Source organism: Bacteroidota bacterium, from assembly GCA_016706255.1.
In the GTDB taxonomy this organism is placed as follows: domain Bacteria; phylum Bacteroidota; class Bacteroidia; order Chitinophagales; family BACL12; genus UBA7236.
Genome location: JADJJZ010000006.1, coordinates 391,133 through 417,342, shown reverse-complemented (window position 1 = coordinate 417,342; position 26,210 = coordinate 391,133). Strand labels below are relative to the sequence as shown.

Annotated in this window: 14 protein-coding genes; 7 read left to right on the top strand and 7 right to left on the bottom strand. The window is 36.2% G+C overall.

The window, feature by feature from the left end:
* Nucleotides 1-151 precede the first annotated feature (151 nt).
* The 3 genes from hflX to IPI65_10425 all read left to right on the top strand — a co-directional run bounded on the left by hflX (nucleotide 152) and on the right by IPI65_10425 (nucleotide 6,047).
* Complete coding sequence (gene hflX, locus IPI65_10435; GenBank protein ID MBK7441930.1) at nucleotides 152-1,336, top strand: GTPase HflX; 1,185 nt, start codon at nucleotides 152-154, stop codon at nucleotides 1,334-1,336.
* A gap of 984 nt (nucleotides 1,337-2,320) precedes the next feature.
* A complete protein-coding gene (locus IPI65_10430; GenBank protein ID MBK7441929.1) occupies nucleotides 2,321-5,170 on the top strand; it encodes a tail fiber domain-containing protein in 2,850 nt (949 codons plus the stop codon).
* A gap of 241 nt (nucleotides 5,171-5,411) precedes the next feature.
* Nucleotides 5,412-6,047 (top strand): hypothetical protein, encoded by a 636-nt coding sequence (locus tag IPI65_10425; GenBank protein MBK7441928.1) that lies wholly within the window; start codon nucleotides 5,412-5,414, stop codon nucleotides 6,045-6,047.
* An 882-nt stretch (nucleotides 6,048-6,929) separates the two neighbouring features.
* Here the strand turns inward: IPI65_10425 and IPI65_10420 are convergent.
* From IPI65_10420 to IPI65_10395, 6 genes are all read right to left on the bottom strand, one after another.
* Nucleotides 6,930-7,853 carry a hypothetical protein gene (locus IPI65_10420; GenBank protein MBK7441927.1) on the bottom strand — a complete coding sequence of 308 codons (924 nt, stop codon included), beginning with the start codon at nucleotides 7,851-7,853 and terminating at the stop codon, nucleotides 6,930-6,932.
* A gap of 12 nt (nucleotides 7,854-7,865) precedes the next feature.
* Complete coding sequence (locus IPI65_10415) at nucleotides 7,866-9,140, bottom strand: serine hydroxymethyltransferase (protein MBK7441926.1); 1,275 nt, start codon at nucleotides 9,138-9,140, stop codon at nucleotides 7,866-7,868.
* A gap of 116 nt (nucleotides 9,141-9,256) precedes the next feature.
* On the bottom strand, nucleotides 9,257-10,816 hold the full coding sequence (locus tag IPI65_10410; protein ID MBK7441925.1) for a T9SS type A sorting domain-containing protein: 1,560 nt from the start codon (nucleotides 10,814-10,816) through the stop codon (nucleotides 9,257-9,259).
* A gap of 10 nt (nucleotides 10,817-10,826) precedes the next feature.
* Nucleotides 10,827-12,386: a T9SS type A sorting domain-containing protein gene (locus IPI65_10405; GenBank protein MBK7441924.1), complete on the bottom strand. Its 1,560-nt coding sequence runs from the start codon at nucleotides 12,384-12,386 to the stop codon at nucleotides 10,827-10,829.
* A 2-nt stretch (nucleotides 12,387-12,388) separates the two neighbouring features.
* Nucleotides 12,389-16,315, bottom strand: coding sequence for a hypothetical protein (locus IPI65_10400; GenBank protein MBK7441923.1), 3,927 nt, complete (start codon nucleotides 16,313-16,315; stop codon nucleotides 12,389-12,391).
* Nucleotides 16,316-16,595: 280 nt separating this feature from the next.
* Nucleotides 16,596-19,361, bottom strand: coding sequence for a CotH kinase family protein (locus IPI65_10395; protein ID MBK7441922.1), 2,766 nt, complete (start codon nucleotides 19,359-19,361; stop codon nucleotides 16,596-16,598).
* Between the two features lie 195 nt (nucleotides 19,362-19,556).
* Between IPI65_10395 and IPI65_10390 the strand changes: the two genes are divergently transcribed.
* The 4 genes from IPI65_10390 (at nucleotide 19,557) to IPI65_10375 (ending at nucleotide 24,141) form a co-directional block, all read left to right on the top strand.
* Entirely contained in the window at nucleotides 19,557-20,564 is a 1,008-nt protein-coding gene (locus IPI65_10390; protein MBK7441921.1) for an NTP transferase domain-containing protein, read from the top strand.
* Between the two features lie 56 nt (nucleotides 20,565-20,620).
* A complete protein-coding gene (locus IPI65_10385; GenBank protein MBK7441920.1) occupies nucleotides 20,621-21,562 on the top strand; it encodes a nitronate monooxygenase in 942 nt (313 codons plus the stop codon).
* 115 nt (nucleotides 21,563-21,677) lie between these two features.
* Nucleotides 21,678-22,028 carry a hypothetical protein gene (locus IPI65_10380; GenBank protein ID MBK7441919.1) on the top strand — a complete coding sequence of 117 codons (351 nt, stop codon included), beginning with the start codon at nucleotides 21,678-21,680 and terminating at the stop codon, nucleotides 22,026-22,028.
* A gap of 157 nt (nucleotides 22,029-22,185) precedes the next feature.
* On the top strand, nucleotides 22,186-24,141 hold the full coding sequence (locus IPI65_10375; GenBank protein ID MBK7441918.1) for a von Willebrand factor type A domain-containing protein: 1,956 nt from the start codon (nucleotides 22,186-22,188) through the stop codon (nucleotides 24,139-24,141).
* A 1,072-nt stretch (nucleotides 24,142-25,213) separates the two neighbouring features.
* Here the strand turns inward: IPI65_10375 and IPI65_10370 are convergent.
* Nucleotides 25,214-26,116, bottom strand: coding sequence for a TIGR01777 family protein (locus IPI65_10370; GenBank protein MBK7441917.1), 903 nt, complete (start codon nucleotides 26,114-26,116; stop codon nucleotides 25,214-25,216).
* Between the last annotated feature and the right edge of the window lie 94 nt (nucleotides 26,117-26,210).

The following is a 26,210-nucleotide window of genomic DNA, read 5'->3' as shown; positions in this document are numbered from 1 at the left end:
TGCGATGCGATGCTAAGCAATAATTTAGAAATAAGCCAATAATTAACGTAAACTTTAGGTAATTTAAGATTTTACAGCATGTACGTTAAGGTGATGCACCCTTTTAACTACCTTTTCCGCCCTCCGTTATTTTGAACTACCTTTGTTGTACATGGCTGAATTAGTACAAACAAATAAAACAGAACGCGCAGTGTTAATCGGGTTGGTTACCAAAGACCAAACCCTTGACCAATTGAACGAATATCTGGCCGAACTGGAATTTTTAACCACCACGGCCGGTGCCGAAACCATTGAAACTTTTTATCAGCGTTTACCGCATCCCGACCACAGGACCTATGTAGGAAAAGGAAAATTGCAGGAAATCAATAAATTTGTTCAGGAAAATGCCATTGACCTGGTGGTTATTGATGATGAAATTTCACCATCGCAGTTGCGCAATATTGAAGCGGAATTAAAAATAAAAATAGTAGACCGCAGCATGCTCATTCTCGATATTTTCGCCACACGAGCACAAACCGTGCAGGCAAAAACGCAGGTGGAATTAGCACAAACCCAATATATGTTACCGCGTCTGAAAGGCTTATGGTCGCATTTAGACCGTATAAAAGGTGGTATCGGTATGCGCGGATCCGGTGAAAAAGAAATTGAAACCGACCGTCGTGTAGCGCAACAAAAAATTGCGTTGTTAAAAGAAAAATTATTAAAAATCGGTTTACAAAATGAAACGCAACGCAAAAACCGTGGTGAATTAATTCGTGTTGCTCTGGTTGGGTACACAAACGTGGGCAAATCGACACTCATGAATGTGTTAAGTAAAAGTGAGGTATTTGCAGAAAATAAATTATTTGCCACCTTAGACACCACCGTGCGCAAAATGGTTTTAGACCGTACACCCTTTTTATTAAGCGATACCGTTGGGTTTATCAGAAAATTGCCCCATCATTTAATTGAAAGTTTTAAATCGACACTCGATGAAGTGCGCGAAAGTGATATTTTATTACACGTAGTAGACATTGCCCACCCCGCATTCGAAGACCAAATTCACGTAGTAACCGAAACCCTAAAAGAACTTGACGCAGCAGAAAAACCCACCATTTTAATTTTTAATAAAATGGATTTATACGAAGAACGCACTTTCGACAAGTATCTAACCAATGAAATTAAAACCGATATCCTCAACGAATTAAAAAACACCTGGATGCAAAAATCAAATGCACACTGTGTATTTATTTCCGCCACCGAAAAAAATAACATCGAAGAACTAAGAAACATGCTCACCGATTTAGTAAAAGAACAATACCAAATCAGATATCCTTATAAGACAGAGTTTTTTTAAGGTATTTACTTTATAATAACACTTAAAATTATACCAAATACCAAAAGGTGTTTATTGGAAATTTTCAATTATATTTGATCAAATCGCCAATGAGATATTGCGACAATTAATAAACTATAAAAAAACAAACATCAATACCGAAAATTTATTCCTGGTGTTTATTTAATGAATTATTCTGATGAAATAAATTCGGATAATTTATAATTGTTAAAAATTAAGTAAATGAGGTATTATGCCAAACTACTTAAATAAAATGTTTGATAAGATTAAATAAAACGCATTTCCGATTATTGCCTTTGTTCGCCTTTTCGTTGATTTTTCACAACATTTCATAACAAACAACAGAAGTATAATTTATAAGACACATACCATCTGAGCAATTAACTTGAGCTCCTTTACTTAACATAAATATTTCAGAAATCGATAGCTCTTCTTGTTGTGCAGGTTTTTCATCGAATCCAGATTATTTCACGTTTGCTACTGTTCCAATAGCTTATTGTTCAACAGCTTACTTTGTTTTTAAAGAGGTGATGCCGACCACGCTAACTGCCAGCACTATAATAGCTGAATGAAATTGGGACATGGGTAAAGTCAATATTGAAGGAACACTGGTAACTGCATGACAGAATCCAGACCCTAATGTAGTAAATCTGAACTATAATATTTTTTTCATATCTTAGCTATGCGGAAGTTGAAATATCATTTAACACATTTTATTTAGACACTGTAGTATATGAATTTGAAAACTGCTTAATTGAACCAATTTCCTGCACTCCATTCTTAGAGAAATATATTGCCGACAATACTGATTGTAATAATTTCAATCCATTAATATCTCCGGACAAGTTGGAAGTATTTAATGGCCTTGCTGATAAGTATAAATTGACTGTTGATGACGGATTGGTTGAAATTAATTCAACACCTGGTTAATCATTATTTGAGATAATAATCTATAAGCTTTCATTTAAACCAAAATTTAATAATATGAAAAAGCACATTGTATTTTCTCTATTCCTTTTGACGCTGTTTACGCCAATTTATAACCAAACAACAAATAAATTTCCTAAAAATGGCAGCGCCGGAATTGGAACGATGGCACCGAATAATTCTGCAATTCTTGAAATGGTATCCACGAATAAAGGAGTATTGGTACCGCGTATGACTCAATTGCAACGCGATGCGATAGCAAGCCCTGCAACAGGGTTGCTCATTTATCAAACAGATATTATTGCCGGGTTTTATTATTATTCCGGAACAGCATGGACAGCGGTTGGCGCCAATACAACATTGTCAAATTTAAATGCAACCACAGCAATTAATTCGAATTTATTGCCTAATACAAACGGTACACTTAATCTTGGTTCTAATGCATTTAAATGGAATAATATTTATCTCAATGCACTTAAGATTGGTGGGGCAACACAAACAAGCGCATTTATTCCATATACTTCCGGCACCGGAATTAATATTGCCGGAACAACCATCACTAATATTGCTCCTGATCAAACAGTAGTATTATCCGGTGGCGGGGCAACTACAATTACCGGAAGCTATCCAAATTTTACAATCAGTTCTACAGATAATAATACAACCTACAATGCAGGCAGCGGGTTATCTCTCACAGGAAATACATTTGATAATACAGCACCTGATCAGGTAGTTACTTTAACTGGAACAGGTGGAACAACAATAAGCGGATCTTATCCTGATTTTACAATCAATTCTTCTGATGGGGGAAGTGGATGGTCGCTTTCCGGAAATGCAGGTACTAATGACGGGACGGATTTTATCGGGACAACCGACAGTGCGCCAATTAATTTTCGGGTAAACAATGAAAATGCAGGGCGGATAGACGGATTAAACGACAATTTAATGCTCGGGCATTTTTCGGGTAATTCAAGTATTGGAAATAATAATATTGCCCTTGGTTCCTATACTATGAACTCAAGTTCCGCAGCCTATAATATTGGAATTGGCAGTTACACATTATTTTCAAATACTGAAGGTAGTGCAAATACAGGCATTGGATACAGGGCATTATTTCTTAATGAGACAGGCGGAAATAATATCGGAATCGGATATTATTCAAATGGTAGCACAACCGGCTCTGACAATATAGGTATTGGCTATGAAGCCGGAGCAGGTTTTTACACTGGTAGCGGAAATGTTGCCGTAGGCGACTTATCAGGCGGATCATCTGGTGATCAAAATGCAGCATTTGGCTTTAGGGCTTTATCCCAGGGAGGGTCCGGAAATTTAAATACCGGAATTGGAGCATATTCTTTGTTTGCTAACTATGGTGATAACAATACTGCAATTGGAGCAAACGCTTTGGGAAGTAATACAAATGGGGATAACAATACAGCTGTAGGTTTTGCAGCAGACGTAGTTTCCGGAAACCTGCATAATGCAACAGCAATTGGATATAATGCGAAAGTAGGTTCGAGTAACAGTTTGGTACTAGGCGGAACAGCGGATGATGCTGTTAATGTTGGAATAGGAACACCAAGTCCAACCTGCAGATTGGAGGTTGTAGGGGGAAATGCTAAAATAAACGAATTAAATATTGGAACGGGTGGAACAAATACAGATCCATATGTTTTTGGCAATACCTGTTTAGGTTTATATTGCTTAAATATGAATGCGGGTAGTGGAAACACAGCAGTAGGGAATCAAGCACTTTCTCAAAATGTAAATGGCGCTGCAAATACCGCAATTGGCGGAAGTTCAATGACATATAATACAGATGGATATGAAAATACTGCAATTGGTTATGCGTCATTGCAGGTCAATTCAATTGGGAATAATAATACTGTTGTAGGAACGGCAGCTTTACATATTAATTCAGAAGGAAATTTCAATAGCGCATTAGGAAGTAGGGCACTCGGTTCAAATAATGTTGGAAATGATAATACAGCACTGGGATATTATGCTTTGTTCACCAATACCTCAGGAAATAATAATACAGCTGTTGGTAATTATTCATATAATAATAATTATTCTCAATTTTCAAATTCAACAGCATTAGGATATGGAACAGAAATTTCTGCAGATAATCAAATACGCCTGGGAAATATTGATATCACCAGCATCGGCGGATTCACCGACTGGACAAATATCTCCGACAAAAGATTTAAAACTAATATTAATAACAAAGTTCCGGGGCTTGAATTTATCACCAAATTAAATCCTGTTACTTATTATCTTGATATGGATGCTATCGCATCTTATTTAAAAACCCCTGATAGTTTGCGCTTGAAAGAAAGTGAACAAATAAAAGGAAGCATATTACAAACCGGATTCATTGCGCAGGAAGTTGAAAAAGCAGCAGAAGAAATTGGTTATGATTTCAGTGGTGTAGATAAACCAAAAAATGAAAATGATTATTACGGTTTGCGCTATGCAGAATTTGTAGTTCCGTTAGTAAAAGCAGTACAGGAACTGGACTCAGGAAATACAAACCAAAAATCCGAAATTGATACATTAAAATCACAAATTGCAATGTTAACATCAATGATTAATACTTCTAATTTAAATGACGGAGTAATTTCGGTTGGAATAGAAAATACTGACAATGTAATGCTTGGTCAAAACATCCCCAACCCCTTTAATCATTCTACTTTAATTCCCTTCCGCATTCCTAAAGGTTGTAGTGATGCAAGTATTTTGATTTCGAATGTTGGCGAAGGAAAAGTAATTACCGTAGTTCCAATTTCCTGCGAAGAAACACATATCAGTTTTGATGCAGGGGAATTGGCGAGCGGAACGTATACGTATTCATTAATTGTGGATGGAGTTGTTATAGGCACAAAACAAATGGTACTGACCAAATAAATATTTTTTGAATAAATTTTCAACGACATCCCGATTTTTTTTGGGATGTCGTTGAAAAACTAGAATGCTTTTTAGCGCTGTTTATTCTTTTGAAGGGATACCATTTTATGTTATCAATAATATTAATTTTATCCATTTTAATGATTCTTGTTTTTAGGTACTTTATCATCAGGATATATTTTAATAAAGCTTCGAAAAATAAATTAACTTTAAATTAGATCAACTTCATAAAAATAAATCTATGAAAAACATAATAATACTCACCGCAATATTAATAACTAGTTTTATCAACCGTTTAAATGCCCAGGCTTATACAAAAGAAGATATTTCAGTATCAGTTGCATATGGTTTTCCAAATTCCATTGGATTATTTCATTCCAGTGGTTATATATTTCCCATTTATGGCTTAAATTTAGGTTTTTATAGTCAATGGGATGGTTATAAAACATCGACTTTAGGGCCAATTTTCTTAACTATTGAAAAAGGTATTACAGATGAGCAAGCATTAGGTTTGCGTGTAGTCTACGCATCGCGGAAAATAGGATATCTGTTTTCAAGCGGAGCAGGTGCCGACACAATAGACTACAATTGTACATTTAATACGTCAACACTTGAAATATTTTTAACAAGAACTAAACACTTCGGTAATTTCGATCAGTTTGATCCATATTATCGCACCGGATTAGGATATCGAAAAGGCTTTTATACTGCTACTTCAGACGGACCATATCCAAATACCTCAACCTTTAGAGTTTTTCCTATCGGTTTTCTATTTACAATAGGAGCGCAATATTACATTCTAGAAAATTTAGGTTTCTATTTAGAAGCAGGATATTCTTCAACTTTATTATTAATGGGAATAAACTTTAGATTATAATTGTAGAATTAGAATTATTATATCCTCCAAAATAATTAGTAGTTAAAATAATTATACTTTAGGTAATCGGTGTTAATATACAAATCATTCACCTGATTTATAATTTCTTGTCTTGATCTGTCTGAAAAGAACCAGCCTAAGGGTAATTCCACAGTTTAAAAGTTCTTTTGTGCAACAAAAGCACCCTCAAAATTAAAATTCATACTACAATTAATAAATAATAATTCACTATACTAGCTATCGTCCCGAGATGTTTATTTGTGCAACAAAAGCACCCTCAAAAATTAAATTACACACAACATAAAGTTCTTTTGTGCAACAAAAACACCCACAAAATTATTCCCATTTCATAAAAGCTCTCTTGTGCAACAAAAGCACCCCCAAAAATTAAATTACACACAACAAAACCTAAATGTGCAACCCAAAATTAAAATTCCTCCTTGGTGAGACAAATTGTTTAGCTTAACCACCCCCGGCCTCAGTCGGTAGGATTAGTGCACCTTACATCACAGGAGCTCCGATAGACGAAAATTTTCTCCTTACGATACAACTAAGCCGGCGCAGCGCTGACCCGCATTAAAATACGAAGTAAAAAAGTAGAATTTACACAACATGAAATAAGAACCACATAATCACCTCCAGCGCCTCGCCCGCGCTTAAAGCGACGTGATGTTAGGTGCACTTATCCTCCCGACTGCAGCCTTGATTTTTTGGTTCTTTTGCATCAAGGCAAAAGAACACCAAACCCCAATTGGAACCTCGTAATCACCTCCAACACCTAAAGCGATATGATGTCAACTGCACTTACCCCATCACTACAGCCTTGATTTTTTTGGGCCCTTTTGCATCAAGGCAAAAGAACACCCCAATTGGAACCAATACTCACTTCACAAACTGATCATCCTTCCACAACCCATCCTGAACAGTGCCATTTGCAAAAGTATACTTCCCCTTACCTGATTTCTTATTATTTACAAAATTACCCTCGTATTTATCACCATTGGTATAAGTAAGTGTACCACGCCCGTTGTAGGAACCATTCGCAAACTCCCCCATATAATAATTGCCTGCAGCAAAAGTATAAGTGCCATTACCGTGATAGTTGCCTTGTTTAAATCCACCCTCGTAAGTACTACCATCTTTAAGGCGCAGCGTCCCATACCCATCTAATAAATTATCTACAAAACTGCCGTTGTACACATCACCATTGGCATAATAATACGTACCAGTTCCATTGTATTTACCTTTTGAAAATGCGCCTGCATATACATCACCATTGGCGAGCGTATACACTCCATTTCCATTTAATTCACCATTAGCAAATTCCCCTTCGTAAATATCACCATTTGCATATTTAAGCAGTCCTTTACCATGATATAAATCATTTAAAAATTCACCATTATAATCGCTGCCATCTTTAAATTGATAATGACCTTTTCCTTCTTTTAAATTTTTTACAAAATACCCGGAATAGATATCGCCATTTGCGTAGCTATATACACCTTTACCTTCATAATTGTTATTTAAAAAGCTGCCTTCATATTTACTGCCGTCGGCAAATGTATAAACCCCTTTACCATTATATTGGTCATTTTTAAATGAGCCGGTATAATTATCGCCTGTACTAAACGTAAATATTCCTTTTCCGTTTTTCAGACTGTTTTTAAATTTACCGGTATAGCTGTCGCCATTTTCCCATTTGTAGGTGCCGGTACCTTTTTCGCAATTTCCGGAAATACAACCGGTTTGAGCAAAAATGTTTGCGCTAAATAATATGCAGCAAAATAATAATGTAATTAATTTCATAGTATCTATTTTTTAATAAGCAAATAACGGAAATTGTTTAGCGAATGTTGTAACTTCTGCACGCACAGCAGCAATTACCGATTCATCTTCCGGTGCCATAATCAAGCGATCGATCCATTCAACAATTTTTATCATATCAGTTTCTTTCATACCTCTTGTGGTAACTGCAGGAGTTCCAATGCGAATTCCACTGGTAACAAACGGCGATTTATCATCAAATGGCACCATATTTTTATTAACGGTAATATGCGCAGCACCTAATAATGCTTCTGCTTTTTTTCCGGAAATATTTTTATTGCGTAAATCAATCAGCATTAAATGATTATCTGTTCCGCCGGAAATAATTTTATATCCTTTCGCAACCAAAGCATTTGCCATAGCCTGAGCGTTGGCAATTATTTGTTTGCAATAACCAATATAATCTTCACTTAAATCTTCACCAAACGCAACTGCTTTAGCTGCAATTACATGTTCAAGCGGACCACCTTGCGTACCCGGAAAAACAGCACTGTCGATTATGGTGCTCATCATTTTCACTTCACCTTTTGGTGTAGTTTGTCCCCAAGGGTTTGGAAAATCTTTTCCAATCATAATTAACCCACCACGCGGACCACGTAATGTTTTATGTGTAGTAGTGGTAACAATATGACAATGCGGCATCGGGTCGTTTAATAATTTAGCGGCAATTAATCCGGCGGGATGTGAAATATCAGCCATTAAAATTGCACCAACGCTATCAGCAATTGCTCTAAAGCGAGCATAATCCCAATCGCGTGCGTAAGCGCTTGCACCGGCAATAATTAATTTTGGTTTTTCTGCTTTTGCAATGGCTTCCACTTTATCCATATCGATACGTCCTGTTTCCTCTTCTACAGAATAAAATACCGGTCGGTATAATTTACCGGAAAAATTCACGGGACTACCATGTGTAAGGTGACCGCCATGCGAAAGATTAAATCCCAACAAGGTATCACCAGGATTTAAACAGGCAAGCATAACAGCAGCATTGGCCTGGGCGCCGCTATGTGGCTGCACGTTGGCATATTCAGCACCAAATAGTTTTTTCACCCTGTCAATAGCCAGTTGTTCTGTTTCATCCACAAATTCGCAACCACCATAATATCGTTTGCCGGGATAACCCTCTGCATATTTATTGGTCATACAACTGCCCATAGCTTCCATAACCTGAGCGCTGACAAAATTTTCGCTGGCAATCAATTCAATGCCTTCGGTTTGACGATGTAATTCTTTATCAATAATGTCGAATACTGCGGTATCTCTTTGCATAATGTTTGTTTGATTTTACAAAAGTAATTAATGAGCGTTAACAATTAAGTAACCACTAATAAAAACAATATTAAAAACGGAGTTTTGAGATGTAAAATCGAAATATTCAGCCCATATTATCGAACCACGACCACTTTTGTTGTTTCAACAGGTGTATCACCATAACTCAATTGTGCCATATAAATTCCTGCAGGTAAATCGGATAAGTTTACATTAAAACGTATTATAGCACCTGCGTTCAAAGGGGCAATGTTGTTGTAACTGCTTACCACACGCCCGTTTAAATCTAAAAAGTTAACGGAAAATGTTACATCGTTATTCAGATGCAAATTTTCAGGTACTGTTATTTCTGCAACACCAATAGATGTTATAGGATTGGGATAAATGGTAAAGGCACCTTCATTTATATCTAAATCATCATTTATGGCTACATCACCACAATACGGGTTTAAACACCCCATACTATCTAATTTTAACAACCACATTGGGCCTTCGTAAGCACCTTCAACACCATCGGCGCCGGCACCTGAAGCAATATACCCACCATCTGGTGTTTTTTGGAAATCAAATAAAAAGTGGTTGTATAATGAATTATTAGAATAGGTATGTTCCCATTGCAATTCACCATCTGTATTTAATTTACAAATGTACCCTTTATAAATACCTGTTGAATCTATTTCCTTAGCACCTACAGCAACTATACTACCATCTTCAAAGCAACGAACTGTATAAAAGTACTGCAAATTAATTCCATTAAAATATCTACGCCAAACAACAGTCCCACTTAAATCTAATTTTGTCAGGCTGGAAAGGTATTCAAAATCACCTGCAAACAGCATAGTATCCATAATCTGCATTGCAACAATATAATTTTTATCTGAACTTAAAGTTGCTCTGAACCCAACATCTTTTCCTAATGTCCCGGTTTTAAATGAATTAGTTTCTGTGCCGGTTAGCGAATTTATCCTGGTGCCTTTTCCATCAATATTTAAGTCTAATTCATCGTAATAAAACTCACTCGTACTTATTAATTCATCCGTATCTAACAATTCGATGGAATTGCCTATTTCATCATAAAATGGTTCGCGATAGGTTTTTTCCCATAAGACACTATCATTGGCATCTAACTTAACAATATAAGTATAATAGTCATATATGGATGTGTCTCTTGTATATCCCAACAAGTATTTAGCACTGTCAATTGTTGAATATGTAATATCTTTAAACTCAGCATACCCTCTCCCTTTAAAACGCTTCGTTAAAATTGTATCACCAGTTTTATCAAAATTATAATAGGTGGCGTTAAATGATTCATTTATTGGGAATAGGGTGTCAATTTTTGCATATGCTCCACCATGTAAAACAATGTTGTCCACAACAACCAAATTATTAAAATAGCCCGGTAAAAAAAAATGCTCAATATCATCATAATAATACTTCGCAATTATTCTATTACCATAATAATCTGTTTTTAAAAAAAATAAATCAAGATGGGCAACGCCCATAAAATCAACGTTTCCTAAACCAACAATATAATAAGCTGAATCATCAATAGCAATGGAGAACCCAATACCAAGCGAGTCGTTGCTGGTGTATAACTTAGAAAAGGTGGTCTGGCTGTATAAATTACCAATTTTCAGAATAACTATAATTGTAATTAATAAAAAGCCTTTCATATTTTTAGTATTAATTAACCACGATCACTTTTGTTGTTTCAACAGGGGTAGCACCATAACTCAATTGTGCCATATAAATTCCTGCAGGTAAATCGGATAAGTTTACATTAAAACGTATTATAGCACCTGCGTTCAAAGGTGCAATGTTGTTGTAACTGCTTACCACACGCCCGTTTAAATCTAAAAAGTTAACGGAAAATGTTACATCGTTATTCAGATGCAGATTTTGGGGTACTGTTATTTCAGCAACACCCATGGATGTTATCGGGTTTGGATAAATAGTAAAAGCCCCTTCATGTATATCTAAATCATCATTTATAGCAACATCACCACAATACGGGTTTAAACAGCCCATACTATCTAATTTTAATAACCACATTGGGCCTTCGTAAGCACCTTCTACACCATCGGCGCCGGCACCGGAAACAATATACCCACCATCAGGTGTTTTTTGGAAATCAAATAGCAAATGGAAGTACAATGGATTATTTGAATAGGTATGTTCCCATAATAATTCGCCGTCTGCATTCAATTTGCAAATATATCCATGATATACTTCGGTAGTATCTTCTACCTTTATACCCACTGCTACAATACTTCCATCTTCAAAACAACGAACCGTGTAAAAGAATTGTATATAGGGATTGTTAAAATATTTTCTCCACACTATGTTGCCTGACAAATCCATTTTTGTAATACTTGAAGTATAGTAATAATCTCCCGGATTAATTAGAGTGTCCATGATTTGAGTTGCAACAACATAATTTTTATCTGTTGTCACTGTTCCTCTAAAGTTTTGGTCTCTACCTAAAGTTCCTGTTTTGAATTCGAAGGTTTCTGTTCCTGTAAGTGCATTTATCTGATTTATTTTACCATCTATATTGATATCCAATTCATCATAGTAATAATTGCTAAATGCTACAACTGTATCTCCATTTAACAACTCAACGGAATTCCCTATTTCATCATTAAAAGGTTCGCGATAGGTCTTTTCCCATAATACACTATCATTGGCATCCAATTTAACTATATAGGTATAATAATCGTAAATAGTGGTATCTCTAGTATATCCAGATAAATATTTTGAGCTATTTTTAGTAGAATAAACGATATCTTTAAATTCAGCGTAACCCCTTCCGATAAATTTTTTGGTTAAAGTTGTATCTCCATTTTTATCAAATTTATAATAGGTAGCTTTAATTTCTTCATTTATAGGGAATAAAGTATCTATTTCAACAAAAGCTCCACCGTGTAAAATATAATCTTCAGCAACAATCAAATTATTAAAATATCCAGGCAAAAATACATGTTCAAAATCTCCGTAATAATATTTAGCCGTTATTCTATTCCCAAAATAATCAGTTTTTAAAAAAAATAAATCGACATACGTAGCTCCCAAGATATCTACATTACCCAAACCAACAATATAATAGGCTGAATCGTCGATTCCAATTGAATAACCTAATCCCATTGAATCATTATTAGTATAAAGTTTAGAAAAAGTTGTCTGACTGTGACAAATATTTGTTACAGCCAGACAAAAAATTAAACTCAAAAATGTAATTTTCATAATTAGTTTACCACAACTATTTTTTGAGTTAACTTATTACAATCAACACATTTAACAATTCCAATGTAAACCCCGGGAGGTAATATTTGATTTGAAATTTTAAAGTAGCTAATGTTTTCTGTAATTGGAAAACTTAATTTTAAACGTCCATTGATATCAGTAATTACAAATAGGTCGTTGCCGGTTAAAAATTCAATATTCACCTCTACAATACTGTTTTCACCTACAGGATTAGGATAAACCGCAATGGTATTAATAGCAGCAGGCGCAGTATTTTCAAATAAAACACGCAATTCTTCCTCTGCAATTGTATCGTTTAAGTCATAAATCGGTTCTTCATAATTTACGTCTGAAATAACTTCAAGTAAGCTATTTGCGAGAATACCTTCATTATCGGAATTCGTTGCAATGGATTTAACTACATCCAATGTTAATGAATCAATTTGAAACCAGGTTATTGAATCGGTTTCAAGTTGAATAGCGGCATACTGCAGAGTTGGGTTCATTCCTAAAATTTCAGCAGCAGGCGCAGCATCTATAGATTCAACAATAGCATTTGCTTCAAGAAATTCTGAGGAATCTATTGCTATAGATGCCGTAATACTTTCTGCAATCAAACTTTCGTTACTTTCAATAAGTAAATTCAAACTATCCCCAAGGTCTTCACGCATATAATATCCTGCCAATAAATTAAATGCTACATTTTCTGCAAACAATTCCCCATCTGCAACTCTCGTGTCGTGGCTATTGGTTTTGGGTAAATTGTATGGATTTAAGATATTAAAACCTTTTTGCTGATTAGCAATAGGTATCGGGTTTGCCATGCGACCAGATCCGCCACCTAATGCTGCGGAAAAGTTGGTTGGACAATAAGACGACTCCCTGCTAGCTTCAGAGTAGGTAATTTCATTGCAGCCAAAATTATCGGAAAATCCAATCAAATCAGGTAGTGCAGGATTAATCTTATTTGAAAAATAAGCAGGTCCAACAAAAGGAGGTGCTAACGGTGCATTATCTCGATGAAACGTCAAATAATAATAATTAGTTGCATCATCCGGGCTAATAATAATTTGTTTCCCCGTTACCCCGGAAACGAAGCTTGGGTCTGAAAAAAGATTATTAGCAGGTGAATTTTCAGTTCCACAATAGCCCTGATTCTTTTTAAAGGTTGCAGTTATGGCATCTTGTGAAATTAAAGCAATATCGTATTTATTTGTGTTAAAAGTATTACATTTCAACTCTAAGCCATTAGAAGCATTACCATTATTACCTTGAACTTTAACACCGTATTTAATACTTGTCATTGTATTTCTATATAACAAATTAGATGAAATACCGCTTTGATTTACAATTATGCCACTTGCTAATTCATTTACGCCAGCTCCTGTAATTGTATTTTCCTGTACAGAATATCCAGTACTTCCATTTAAATATATACCATAATTACTAAATACATCAAAAGTAAATGTATTACGATTGACATAAGCCATTAAGGTGCTTCCTAAATAAATACTTCGATTATTATTTGTAAAAACATTACCATCAATTGTTACATTGTCAGAAATAAGCGGACCTTGTGTTGCATAAACGCCGTAGTATAATCCTGTAAAAAAATTCGAGTCACCAGTAGTTGTGCCGGCAGCGGTAGCACCAAATCCGGCAGGATAGTCATTTGTTACAAACGAAGCCATAAATCCTGTTATCCCAACGCCTCGATTAACACCGTAATATTGATGCATACCTGTTGAGTTTTCAAAACTATTTCCTCTTATTTTAACATTTTTAACTTGAGTTAATGTTATATGGCTTTTTAAGCTTTCGATTGGGTCTAATAACAAACTACTTGTTACAAATTCACAATGCCTAATAAATCCAATATTTGTTTTATTAAAAGGGTGAAACACAATATCATTGGCATTGTTAATATAATTAACATCCTCAGAAATAATTATTCCTCCACCATAATTTGGGAAGTTCCCAAGTTGCTGAGGCAAGCCTAAATTGATACCAACTCGTGAGTTTTCTATTGTTGACCCTCCACCTAGTTTTATTAACCCATGCGGGCCGCCTGATACATTGAAAGAACCAGTAATTAAACTGCCGGGCGATGGATGATTGACCCCGTATGTGCCTTCAACGTAAATTCCTTCCCACATCGAATTACAGGATTCAATTCCAGTTAATTTTGCTCCACCTTCAATAATTAATCGACCACCCCTTTTAACTAAAATATAAGTTGGCCAATTATCTGCTTTTGAATCTGCAAATTCAATTGTAGCATTATTATTTATTGTTAAAGTGGCGCCATCGTTTATTTGAATAATGCCACGCACTTTTTTATTTGAATTCCAAAGATTAGAAGCTCCATATAAATTTAAAATACCTGCTTGATTGATGTCGCCTTCATTGTAGGTTGTAAGGATATTACAATCGCTATAAATCTTAAATATAAAATCATCATCAAAATTTTCAGAATTGTTACCTGCAACAGTTAGTCCTCCATCCTGAGTTTCAACAATTTCATATAAACATTCCAAGGCTCTAATATCATCAGGGAACATATTAAAAGAAAATTCACCAAATGGGTATCTTTGCCTCCATAGCATATTATCATTTTCATCAAATTTAGCTATGTAAGCATCTGAATTCCAGCAATACAATAAATCGTAATTAAAAGTATGGTAATTGTCTTCGAAGTATTCAATATAGGTGTCATGATCCCATAATTCATGGTCGAGTTGGGTTGTAATTATGGCGTAACCACCTTCAGAGGTATTAGTTATTCCAACTTTCAAATCATATGCTCTAAATAGCTCATCATCCAACGGTGGCATAGCGCTTATAATTTTTGACATCGTAATTTCTTCATCTACATTTAGTCTATATACCTTAACTAAAGCCTCAGTAGCAGTTGCCTGAATATTATCATTTCTATTTATTTCTGCAGCGACTAATAAATCATCATTATTAAATACCATATTATATGCAACACATGTTGTAATCGCTGTAGCCGATGTTGGTATGTCTGTATCAATTGCATTTGTAATTTCCAGTGCTGAGCCATCAAAATTACCATTTTCCAAAAATCGTTGAATTCGTATATGCCCCATTGCATAAGTATTATTTGTATTTATTGTATAGGCAACATAATATTTATTATCAATTTGATTTTCAATTACTGCAGTGGCGTGTGCAATTTTTTCAGTTGCAGTATTATCCATTGTTTTTTTGAAAATTACAGATAAATCATCTTTATTGATTTTTAACAAAAAACCTTGTTGGACGCCGCCATTACTAGCTAGACCGGCAATTACAATATTGCCATCATTTACATCTTGAATAATATCATAACCTTCTGAACGATTTGATAATGCTGATGCCAAACTTGACATGCCATAAACAGCATCTCCAATTAATACTCCATTATTATCAACTTTTGCTAGGTATAATAAATGATAATTTGTTCCGCTACAAGCAGGTAAAACATCATCATCACCAATAAAACCAGGGTTATATATTAATCCAGCTAAGCCGTCAAATTTAATATACCCCACCGCAATAAAACCGGATTGATCCGCAAGTTGAATTACTTGCCGGAAAGCGCCGGCTCCTTTGTTGTAAATTTTATACCAGTTTACATTACCTTTTAAATCTATTTTTGATAATTTGGGGTAAGGGCAGCCTTTTTGAATATAAAATGGTCCTCCCTCGGCTTCATAGTCTATATGTTCCAAATCAGCTTTATCAAAATCACCTTGTCCACATAAGTAACAAGTAAATGGTGAGAAGTTAGCCGGCATAGAGGTTGAGGAATTAACCTGACTACTGAATCCTGCACCAACATAACCGGTTACAGTTACATCTTCATAAGTTGGCTTAAGGTCATAATACCAGTCTTCTCCTGAATTACTTTTTTCGATAGTTTCCATATTAAGCCAGTGGGAATTAAACCACTGAATACCAGATCCATCTAATGGACTTTGCGCAAAAATGCAAACATGTGAAGTAATGAAAGTGACTAATAAAAACGACGTTAATTGGTAAAACGCCTTTTTTTTTACATTTAAATTTTTGAGTTTTATAGTTTTGGGATTTAGTAATTAAATTAATTTATTCAAATTTACTTAAATAATTTAGTAATTACAACAAGTTTGTTATACAAAAAAAGGCCGCCTTATGGGCAGCCTTTTCAAAATTTTATGATTACAATTAATAATTAAGTATTACACGTTCATTGCGTGATTCGCTTCCGGCAGTTAATTTAATAAAATACATGCCATCTGCTAATTTATAATCCTGTAAATTAATATTTACTGTATGTTTTCCCTGTGCGCCGGAAACATCCTGTTGATTAATTACTGCAATCAACTGACCGGTTACGGCAAATATTTCTAAACGAATATTTTCCTGATAATTGCTCAATTGATAATTAATAGCAACCTGTCCGCTTGTTGCAGAAGGTGATACATCTAAACCAATATTCACCTGATTATCATTTACAGCATTTGCCGTTCTGAAATGTGCGGTTGCATTTTCCAAATCGGATAATGTAAAGAAGATATCGGTTACAAACGGATCAGGATTTGCAGTATGATTTTCGAGCGACCAATAATCGAATGCAAAACCAGGTGCCGGCGTTGCTTCAAGATTCATCATATTTCCACTTGTATAGGTTGTAGCATACGGATATGTTCCGGGAGTAAATGCTTCAACAGTTGCTGAACCTGAACCCGGAGGATAAACATCTAAAGTAAAATCATACAATGGTAATTCTGTTCCCATAAACCATGCTGTAACGGTATCGCCCATAGTTAATGATACGGTAACCGAATCGTCGCTGATGCCAGGTAATGGTGTATGATTCTGGAACTCCCAATGATCAAATGTGTAAGCTGGATCTGCAATTGCTTTAAATCCTAAATCGGTACCACTAAAGTATGTTGCAGGAAACGGATAATAACCCGGAATTAATGTATTTACTTTTACATTATTCGGACTACCTGCAGGTTCAATTTGAACTACAACACCAAATGCTTCCACATCAAAACAATCTTCAACACCACTTGGTAAAAATGCGCAACGTTCTTCAATAAATGCACGCAGTTCATCAAAATTTGAACTCCAGTCTGCATAACTTCCACCCCATCTGTCGGTATGGCGTTCCATTTCCGGATCGATAACTGCGCGGAAACTATCTAAACGACCAAGAATTACTTCGCAGTCGAAAGTAGTATTAATCATATCTGCAAAACGATTAATATAATCGCTCATAAATTCTTCATTATCCATTAATGCATTCACCATATCAATATGTCCGTTCGGGTCAACACCACCTAATGAAAGCGGGTCACATGGATCGGCAGTTGGTGAATCGTCAGGTATACCGGTGTAATTAATATAGTGACCAAAAGTGGCATCTTCATCCCAAAGTACATAACGCCATTTTTGTTGTGTACCTGCAGGGTCATAACCTCTCCACCATTCGGTATTCCAGTTTAACCAGTCGGAACAAACCGAAAATGTATTCACTAAAATATAATCGATTAAACTCAGTGTATTTAAATTATCGGTTGCATACGTGTAGTTTGCTGCAATGGTCATATCGTTTGTGGTAACAAATGTAACAAACGGGCTCCACGGCGCCATTGTGCCATATTCGGCCCAGGTTCCGCCCCAGCATTTAATATAATCCATTTCATATTCACCCTGATCGTAATAGTAATCAGTATAATCGGCATCATCTGCTTTTTCGCGTGTATCATAAACACCCCAGTATTCACCATTTAAATACATGATATTAAAAAACGATGAACGTTCATCTAATTCTAAATGGTCAAGTTGTGCAATATGATGTACAAATGCATCGCGCACATGCGCACCACCATCACTGGAAGGATAATTATCGTTTGCAGCAGCTTTTGTAATCATTCTCTGATAACCGGTTCTGTCGGTAACATCTCCAAATAAATCGTGATCAATATCATTATCATATCCAAACTGATCGCGCACGATATAGTCGAATCCACGCTGGTCGTAAGCCCATGAATCGTTTCCATGTTCATTAAACGTACCAACTGCTTCATCCAATAAATTAAAATCAGCATCAAACAATTCGAATGAGCCAACCGGTTCAATTCCCCAACCTGTTGCTTCCAGTAAATCATCAATTTCTTCACCTGCAACAGAAATAATCGGCATCACGGTAGTTTCATCAATAAAATAGGTATTGGTTGAACAAAGTGAATACAACGTATCAGTTGAAACCGGATAAGCAACTGTGCGTAAAACGGTTGTTGAGGTAATGGTAATAGGCGTTGAATATACAGTAGCTGCTGCTGTTGGGAAACTGCCATCTAAGGTGTATCTAATAACCATATTTGGCTCTTCAACAGTAATATCAACAGTTACAGAACCCGCGTAATTGCCTGCATTTGGCTCCATATTCGGTTTTTTGGCGTAGGCAATTTTACTTGCGCCGCCATTGGAGGCATTTGGTGTTGGGTTGAGATATATTTTCCAGTTAGCCGAACCGTTTGGTGAACGACCCCAGCTTTGGTTGGTCTGGTTCGGGTCATTTAAGTCGATTTGGTCGAGGATAACTCCTGCCGCATCAGCAAAAATGATTTCTTCGGAACCGGTTGTTTGGGTTAATTTGAAATTAGTGTGGTAGTTAGTACCTACTGCAGTATTCCTGTTAGAACACCAAAAGCGCAAAAACCCGCCGGCAGTAATGGTTACACCCGCCGGAATCGCATATTTTGTAGGGTCATCCACATTGTCGCTCAGGTGGTAACCCGATAGGTCAACACTAGTTGCGCCTGCATTGTATAATTCGATCCAGTCTTCAAACTCGCCGTAATTATCGGCAATATCATCGAAGTTTGCAGCCGAATACTCATTGATAACAACTTGTGAAAAGCCTGATGTACAAGCTATTAAAGCGGTTAATGATAAGAGGAGTAAACTTTTTTTCATACAAGTAATTGATTCTTAATGGTTAATATGCCTCCGGGAATGAACCTATAAATTTACGAAGGATTTTGATTTTCAGCTTGTTTTGCAAGTTAAAATTACAATCCTATTACCAAAAAGTTCAAGTTTTGTCACAAACTGAGGCAAACTGTAGTATATTTTGACGGATGCCTTAACTTAGTGCCCTAATTCAGCAGCATGAAAGCGATTATTCCGGTTGCGGGTGTTGGAACGCGACTGCGCCCACACACGTATTCACAACCCAAACCATTAATACCGGTTGCGGGTAAACCTATATTAGGATTTATTATCGACCGTCTGGTTAAAGCCGGTTGCACTGAATTTGTGTTTGTAATTGGTTATCTGGGCGAAAAAATTGAGTCGTTTGTAAAAGAAACTTACCCGAATTTAAGTACCCGTTTTGTTATTCAAAATAAACGTGAGGGTTTAGGACATGCCATTTATTTAACTAAAGATTTTGTTAAGCCGGGTGAAGATATTTTTATTGTTTTAGGTGATACTATTTTTGAAGCAGATATTGAAACGGTAATGCAAATGCCGGGATCTGCATTAGGATTAAAACGTGTTGATGATCCGCGCGATTTTGGTGTTGCAGAAGTAGATGAAGCATTTAATATTACCCGTGTAATTGAAAAACCGGCCATTCCGAAATCGAATTTAGCCTTGGTTGGTTTGTATAAAATTAAAGAAAGTGATGCATTATTTACTGCGCTCGAACAAATTATTAAACACGAATTTAAAACGCAGGGTGAATATCATTTAACCGATGCATTAATGTTGATGATACAGCAGGGAATTGCATTTAAAGGTTTTAAAATTCAGAACTGGTACGATTGCGGAAAAAAAGATATTTTGCTGGAAACCAATGCCATTTTATTAAAAAAGGCAAACCTTACACACGAGCAGCACAGCGGCTTTCAGAACACCATTATTATTGAACCTGTGAGTATAGCAGCTAATTGTGATATTAAAAATTCTATTATAGGACCTAATGTTACGCTCGGCGAAAATACCAGTGTAAATTATGCAATTGTACGTAATTCAATTATCGGAAATGATGCCACTATTGATGATGTAGTTTTACACGATTCGGTTATTGGCAGCGATACTTTTATTAAAGGTTTAAGTCAGAGTTTAAATATTGGCGACAATACTGAAATTGATTTGAGTCAGAGTTTCGATTAAATGAAACAATAAATATTATTTAAGCAACATTATTTTATTTAACGTCTTCATGTTTTATGGCAAATCGTATTACCTCTTTATTTAATATACAATATCCTGTAATACAGGCAGGCATGATTTGGTGCAGCGGATGGGAACTGGCAAGTGCTGTTTCCAATGCAGGTGGTTTAGGATTAATAGGCAGCGGAAGTATGTATCCCGATATTTTACGCGAACAAATTCGCAAGTGTAAAGCAGCAACCGATAAACCATTTGGTGTAAATGTGCCTTTATTGTATCCGGATATTGATAAACATATTGCCATAATTATTGAAGAAGGGGTAAAAATTGTATTTACCAGTGCCGGCAATCCAAAAACCTGGACGTCACATTTAAAACAACATGGTATTACCGTAGTCCATGTGGTAAGCAGCCGAAAATTTGCCCTGAAATGCCAGGAAGCGGGTGTTGACGCCATTGTTGCGGAAGGTTTTGAGGCGGGAGGTCACAACGGGCGGGAAGAAACTACCACCCTTTGCCTGATTCCTGCGGTTCGCGACGTTGTCACAATTCCGCTAATTGCTGCAGGTGGAATTGGCGATGGCAGGGCAATGCTGGCATGTATGGCATTGGGAGCCGACGGAGTGCAGATAGGCAGCAGGTTTGCGGCCAGTGAGGAGAGCAGTGCACATATCAATTTTAAACAAACAATTATCCAAACCGACGAGGGAAGTACTACCCTAACCCTAAAAGAAATTACGCCGGTACGCTTAATCAAAAATAAATTTTACGATGCCGTTGCCGAGGCCTACAACCGTTGTGCCACGGCAGATGAGCTCAAAAAACTCCTTGGCAGAGGCCGCGCAAAAAAGGGCATGTTTGAAGGCGATTTAGATGAAGGTGAACTGGAAATAGGACAGGTGAGCGCTACTATTAGGAATATCTTGCCCGCTGCAACAATTTTGCAAGAGATAATAAGCGGCTACGAGGCTGCAAAACAGCGACTTCTGGCCGAATAACGTAAAACCTTACAAATAGTTACATTTATCCACATTACCATGTCACATTTTTTCTATTTTTGTACAACCGATGTGATTAGAATGTATCTATCTTTATCGGCTAACGTTTCAAAGTATGAAGACTCTAACTGTAATTTTACTCACCCTTGGCATGATGTTATCGTCATGTTATAACGTGGACGACCTTCCTGACACGAATAAAATCACGTACATCGTAACCGGTACACAGTTCGATGTGATTTACAAGGACCAATCAGGAACCAATCAATACATTTACGACCGTGAGGGTACCTTTAAAGTATATCTCGAAGATATTGTAGGCGACCCTGTTTTCCTTTTAGCTAAAGGCAGCGACGACGTAAAAGTGCATATTCATGTTAAAGATGGTATTGATACCATTCGCAAAGCAAAAGATGCCGGATCAACTTTAGTATATATCGATTTAGGCTCCAGTAAAATAGAATAATTTCGTTGAGAAAATAATTACCGCCATGCTGATTTAATTCAGATGGCGGTTTTTTTATGTACAGCTCCCAATAAAAAATCTATCGGTTTATGGATTAATGCCAAACATTGCATCACAAGGGCAAATCATTTTTAATTCACTCATAAAATTATTTGTCATGCAAAAATTACTTATTCCCGGACTGATGGTACTGCTTGTTGCCACAGGTATAATTATTTCAGCTAATTCGGCGACTACTACAGTGTCGTTTACCGGAACAGCTAAAGTGTTTGGTATTGTTACAGAAAACACCTACGGCACACCGGTTACCAATGCCGATTTAACACTCGATAATAAAACCATTTTTCATACCGATGAAAGCGGATATTTTGAAATTAATAAATTGGAAGCAGGTAATTACACTTTACAATCAACTGCATCCGGTTATGAAAACAAAAGCATATCCTTTAATCTGCAGGATAAAGAAATAAAGGAACTAAATATTTCAATAAACATTTCGTCAATACAAATCGACAGCGTTGCAACAACTGTTACAGCAGATAAGAAAGAGGTGAAAGCAATAATGTTATATGATGAAGTTGCTGAAGCAGATTATGCTTATGCGCCAACTTCAGCAGCAAAAATGTCGATGAATGGTTATGCTATGGATTATGAAGGCGAATATGATATTGAACACAATACTGAAGCTTATGATGTAATTAATGAAAATACATTTAAAGCCGTTGTGGGCAATCCGCTTTCAACATTTTCAATTGATGTTGACAATGCCTCGTATTCCAATATCAGACGATTTATTAATTATGGTCAGACACCACCAAAAGATGCGGTTCGCGTGGAAGAAATGTTGAATTATTTTGATTACACCTATGCTGCGCCAAAAGGTAGCGACCCATTTTCTATTAATTATGAAATGAGTGAATGTCCGTGGAATCCGGAAAGTAAACTCGTGATGATTGGGTTACAGGGAAAAGATATTGATTACACAGAAGCTGAGGCATCTAATTTGGTATTTTTAATTGATGTGAGCGGAAGTATGAGTGATGCAAATAAATTACCATTGGTTATTTCATCCCTCAATACTTTGGTGGATAATTTAAATGAAAAAGACAGAGTGGCGCTCGTAGTATATGCAGGTGCAGCGGGTGAAGTATTACCTTCTACCCCTTGTAACCAGAAACAAGTAATTAAAGCAGCTTTAAATAAATTACAAGCAGGTGGTTCTACTGCAGGTGGCGCGGGAATAAATCTGGCGTATGATATTGCGACAAAAAATTTAATTAAAGGTGGTAACAATCGTGTGATTTTATGTACCGATGGTGATTTTAATGTTGGTGCAAGCAGCGATGCAGAGATGACCAGATTAATTGAAGAAAAACGCAAAACAGGTATTTACATTAGCATTTGTGGATTCGGATTGGGAAATTACAAAGACAGCAAAATGGAAAAAATTGCGGATAACGGTAACGGTGCCTATTATTATATCGACAGCGAAAAAGAAGCTAAAAAAGTATTTACTACCGACATGCGCGGAACATTATTTACCATTGCAAAAGATGTAAAAATTCAAATTGAATTTAATCCTGCTTTGGTGGAAGAATATCGTTTGATTGGATATGAAAATCGTCAGTTGGCGAAGGAAGATTTTGATGATGACACAAAAGATGCGGGTGAATTGGGTGCCGGACATCGGGTGACTGCCATGTATGAAATTAAATTGCGCAAAACTGCTTATCAGCCAACAGGTATGGGCACTGCATCAACTACTGAAGATTTAAAATATCAAACAACTACGATTAAAAATACTGCTTATAATACCGATGAAATTATGACGTTGAAATTGCGTTACAAAGCGCCTAACAGTGATGTGAGTCAGCTCATCGAAAAATCGTTATACAAAACAATAATTCCATTTGCATCTACATCCGATAATTATCGTTTTGCAAGTGCTGTGGTGGAATTTGGGATGTTACTCCGCACATCCGAATTTGCAGGTGATGCCACTTACGATGAAGTAATTAAATTAGCATCCTCCGCAAAAGGCGCCGACGTAAACGGCTATCGCGCAGAATTTATTGAACTGGTAAAAACGTTTAATGGATTTGCGAGCAAATGAAGTGATGAGTGATTAGTGATGAGGAATGAGTGATGCAGAGCAATGATGGAATTAGGTTTATTTATTTTTCATTTTTCTAAAATTTGAAATTTTTATAACAGCCGTAACCACAAAGAAACGAAGGCCGCAAAGTTGCGCTAAGATTTAAATACAATTTACTTAGCGTTACTTAGCGGCCTTTGAGCCTTCGTGGTAATTGACCATACAATAAATTATTCTAAAATTGAACTAGTTTAAATAATTATTAACTTTTTTGCAGTCACCACTCATTTGATGAGTGATGAGTGGTGTGGTGCAGTGAGGAAATTAGGTTTATTTATTTATCATTATTCTAAAATTTGAAATTTTTATAACAGCCGAAACCACGGAGAAACACAGAGGAAATACACACAGAGTGCACGGAGAATTTTCAAAAAAATTATAATTGATTACGCGACAAGTGCAATAATTTTGTAATTAAATTTTTCGAAATATTTCTCTGTGTTTCTTTGTGGGCTGTTTCTTTGTGCACTCTGTGGTTTCGGCTGTTTGTTGTGGAATGTGAATTGAAAAATCAAATTAAATTTATTTTATTAAATTACATTTAAGAATGTTTTATAATTTGTAATTAACAGCCGTAACCACGGAGAAACACAGAGGAAATACACACAGAGTGCACGGAGAATTTTTAGTGAAATTGATATTTATTGCGATTAATTTTCAATAAATTTTGTAATTAAATTTTTTCGAAATATTTCTCTGTGTTTCTTTGTGGGCTGTTTCTTTGTGCACTCTGTGGTTTCGGCTGTTTGTTGTGGAATGTGAATTGAAAAATCAAATTAAATTTATTTTATTAAATTACATTTAAGAATGTTTTATAATTTGTAATTAACAGCCGTAACCGCAAAGCCGCTAAGGCCACGAAGTAGCACGAAGATGCAATAACAATAAACTTAGCGTTACTTAGCGGCCTTTGAGTCTTCGTGGTAATTGACCGTTCAGTACATTATCCGAAAATTGAACTAGTTTAAATAATTATTAACTTTGTTTGCAGTCACCACTCATCACTCATGTGAGCGCAGCAAACAACTCATTACTCATGCAATAAATTGTTCATCGCATTTTCAATTTCCGGGAAATGAAATTTGTAGCCGGCGGTAATTATTTTATCAGCACTTACCAGTTGATTATTTAATACGGCGGAGCTCATTTCACCAAATACCAATTTTAATCCGAAAGTCGGAACAGGCATTAATAAATATTGTTTATGCGCAGCTTTTCTGAATGCAATTAAGATATTTTTTTGAGTAACCGGATTTGGAGCAACAGCATTAAACACCCCGCCAATTGGATTATTTAATGCATAAAAAATAATACCAGCCACATCATCAATATGAATCCATGAATAAATTTGTTTACCTGAACCCATAACCGGTAAAATGCGCATTGGAGCAGTTTGCACAATTTCTTTAAGCGCACCCGCTTCCATCGACAAAACAATTCCAATTCGCAATTGCACCAGTCGCGCGCCGGCAAGTTCAAACTGATGCGTAGCCTTTTCCCAAACTTGAACCGATTCACTTAAAAACCCATCACCTGCATTGTCTGTTTCATGCACCGCTACATTACCCGTATTTCCATAAAATCCGATTGCCGAAGCCGCAACAACCGTTTTAATATGCCCCGGATTTTCCTGCATCACCTTAATTAACATATTAGCACCGGCAGTGCGACTTTCAATAATCTCCGATTTGCGTTTTTTCGACCAGCGTTTTTCTGCAATCCCCTCCCCCGCCAAATGCACCAGCATATTAGCCCAGGTTATGGCTTCCGGGTCGATAAAACCCTTATTAATATCCCAATTAAAAACCTTAACCCCCTTTGGCGCCTTATTGCCGCGACTGAGCCATGCAACTGCATATCCGTTATCCATTAACAACTGTGTTAACCGCCTGCCAATTAACCCCGAACCACCACTTATGAGCACATTTTTCATCCTTATTGCTTTAACATTTAAAATTACAACAACACAAACCATTTACAGTTTAATAAAATCAATATAATTTACTTACTTTGGGAGATTAAAGCGA

Coding starts and splice junctions, on each gene's coding strand:
- IPI65_10390 (MBK7441921.1), top strand. CDS start 19,557: ATGAAAGCGATTATTCCGGTTGCGGGTGTTGGAACGCGACTGCGCCCA.
- IPI65_10375 (MBK7441918.1), top strand. CDS start 22,186: ATGCAAAAATTACTTATTCCCGGACTGATGGTACTGCTTGTTGCCACA.
- IPI65_10420 (MBK7441927.1), bottom strand. CDS start 7,853: ATGAAATTAATTACATTATTATTTTGCTGCATATTATTTAGCGCAAAC.
- IPI65_10430 (MBK7441929.1), top strand. CDS start 2,321: ATGAAAAAGCACATTGTATTTTCTCTATTCCTTTTGACGCTGTTTACG.
- IPI65_10370 (MBK7441917.1), bottom strand. CDS start 26,116: ATGAAAAATGTGCTCATAAGTGGTGGTTCGGGGTTAATTGGCAGGCGG.
- IPI65_10400 (MBK7441923.1), bottom strand. CDS start 16,315: ATGGAAACTATCGAAAAAAGTAATTCAGGAGAAGACTGGTATTATGAC.
- IPI65_10385 (MBK7441920.1), top strand. CDS start 20,621: ATGGCAAATCGTATTACCTCTTTATTTAATATACAATATCCTGTAATA.
- IPI65_10415 (MBK7441926.1), bottom strand. CDS start 9,140: ATGCAAAGAGATACCGCAGTATTCGACATTATTGATAAAGAATTACAT.
- IPI65_10395 (MBK7441922.1), bottom strand. CDS start 19,361: ATGAAAAAAAGTTTACTCCTCTTATCATTAACCGCTTTAATAGCTTGT.
- IPI65_10380 (MBK7441919.1), top strand. CDS start 21,678: ATGAAGACTCTAACTGTAATTTTACTCACCCTTGGCATGATGTTATCG.
- IPI65_10405 (MBK7441924.1), bottom strand. CDS start 12,386: ATGAAAATTACATTTTTGAGTTTAATTTTTTGTCTGGCTGTAACAAAT.
- hflX (MBK7441930.1), top strand. CDS start 152: ATGGCTGAATTAGTACAAACAAATAAAACAGAACGCGCAGTGTTAATC.
- IPI65_10410 (MBK7441925.1), bottom strand. CDS start 10,816: ATGAAAGGCTTTTTATTAATTACAATTATAGTTATTCTGAAAATTGGT.
- IPI65_10425 (MBK7441928.1), top strand. CDS start 5,412: ATGAAAAACATAATAATACTCACCGCAATATTAATAACTAGTTTTATC.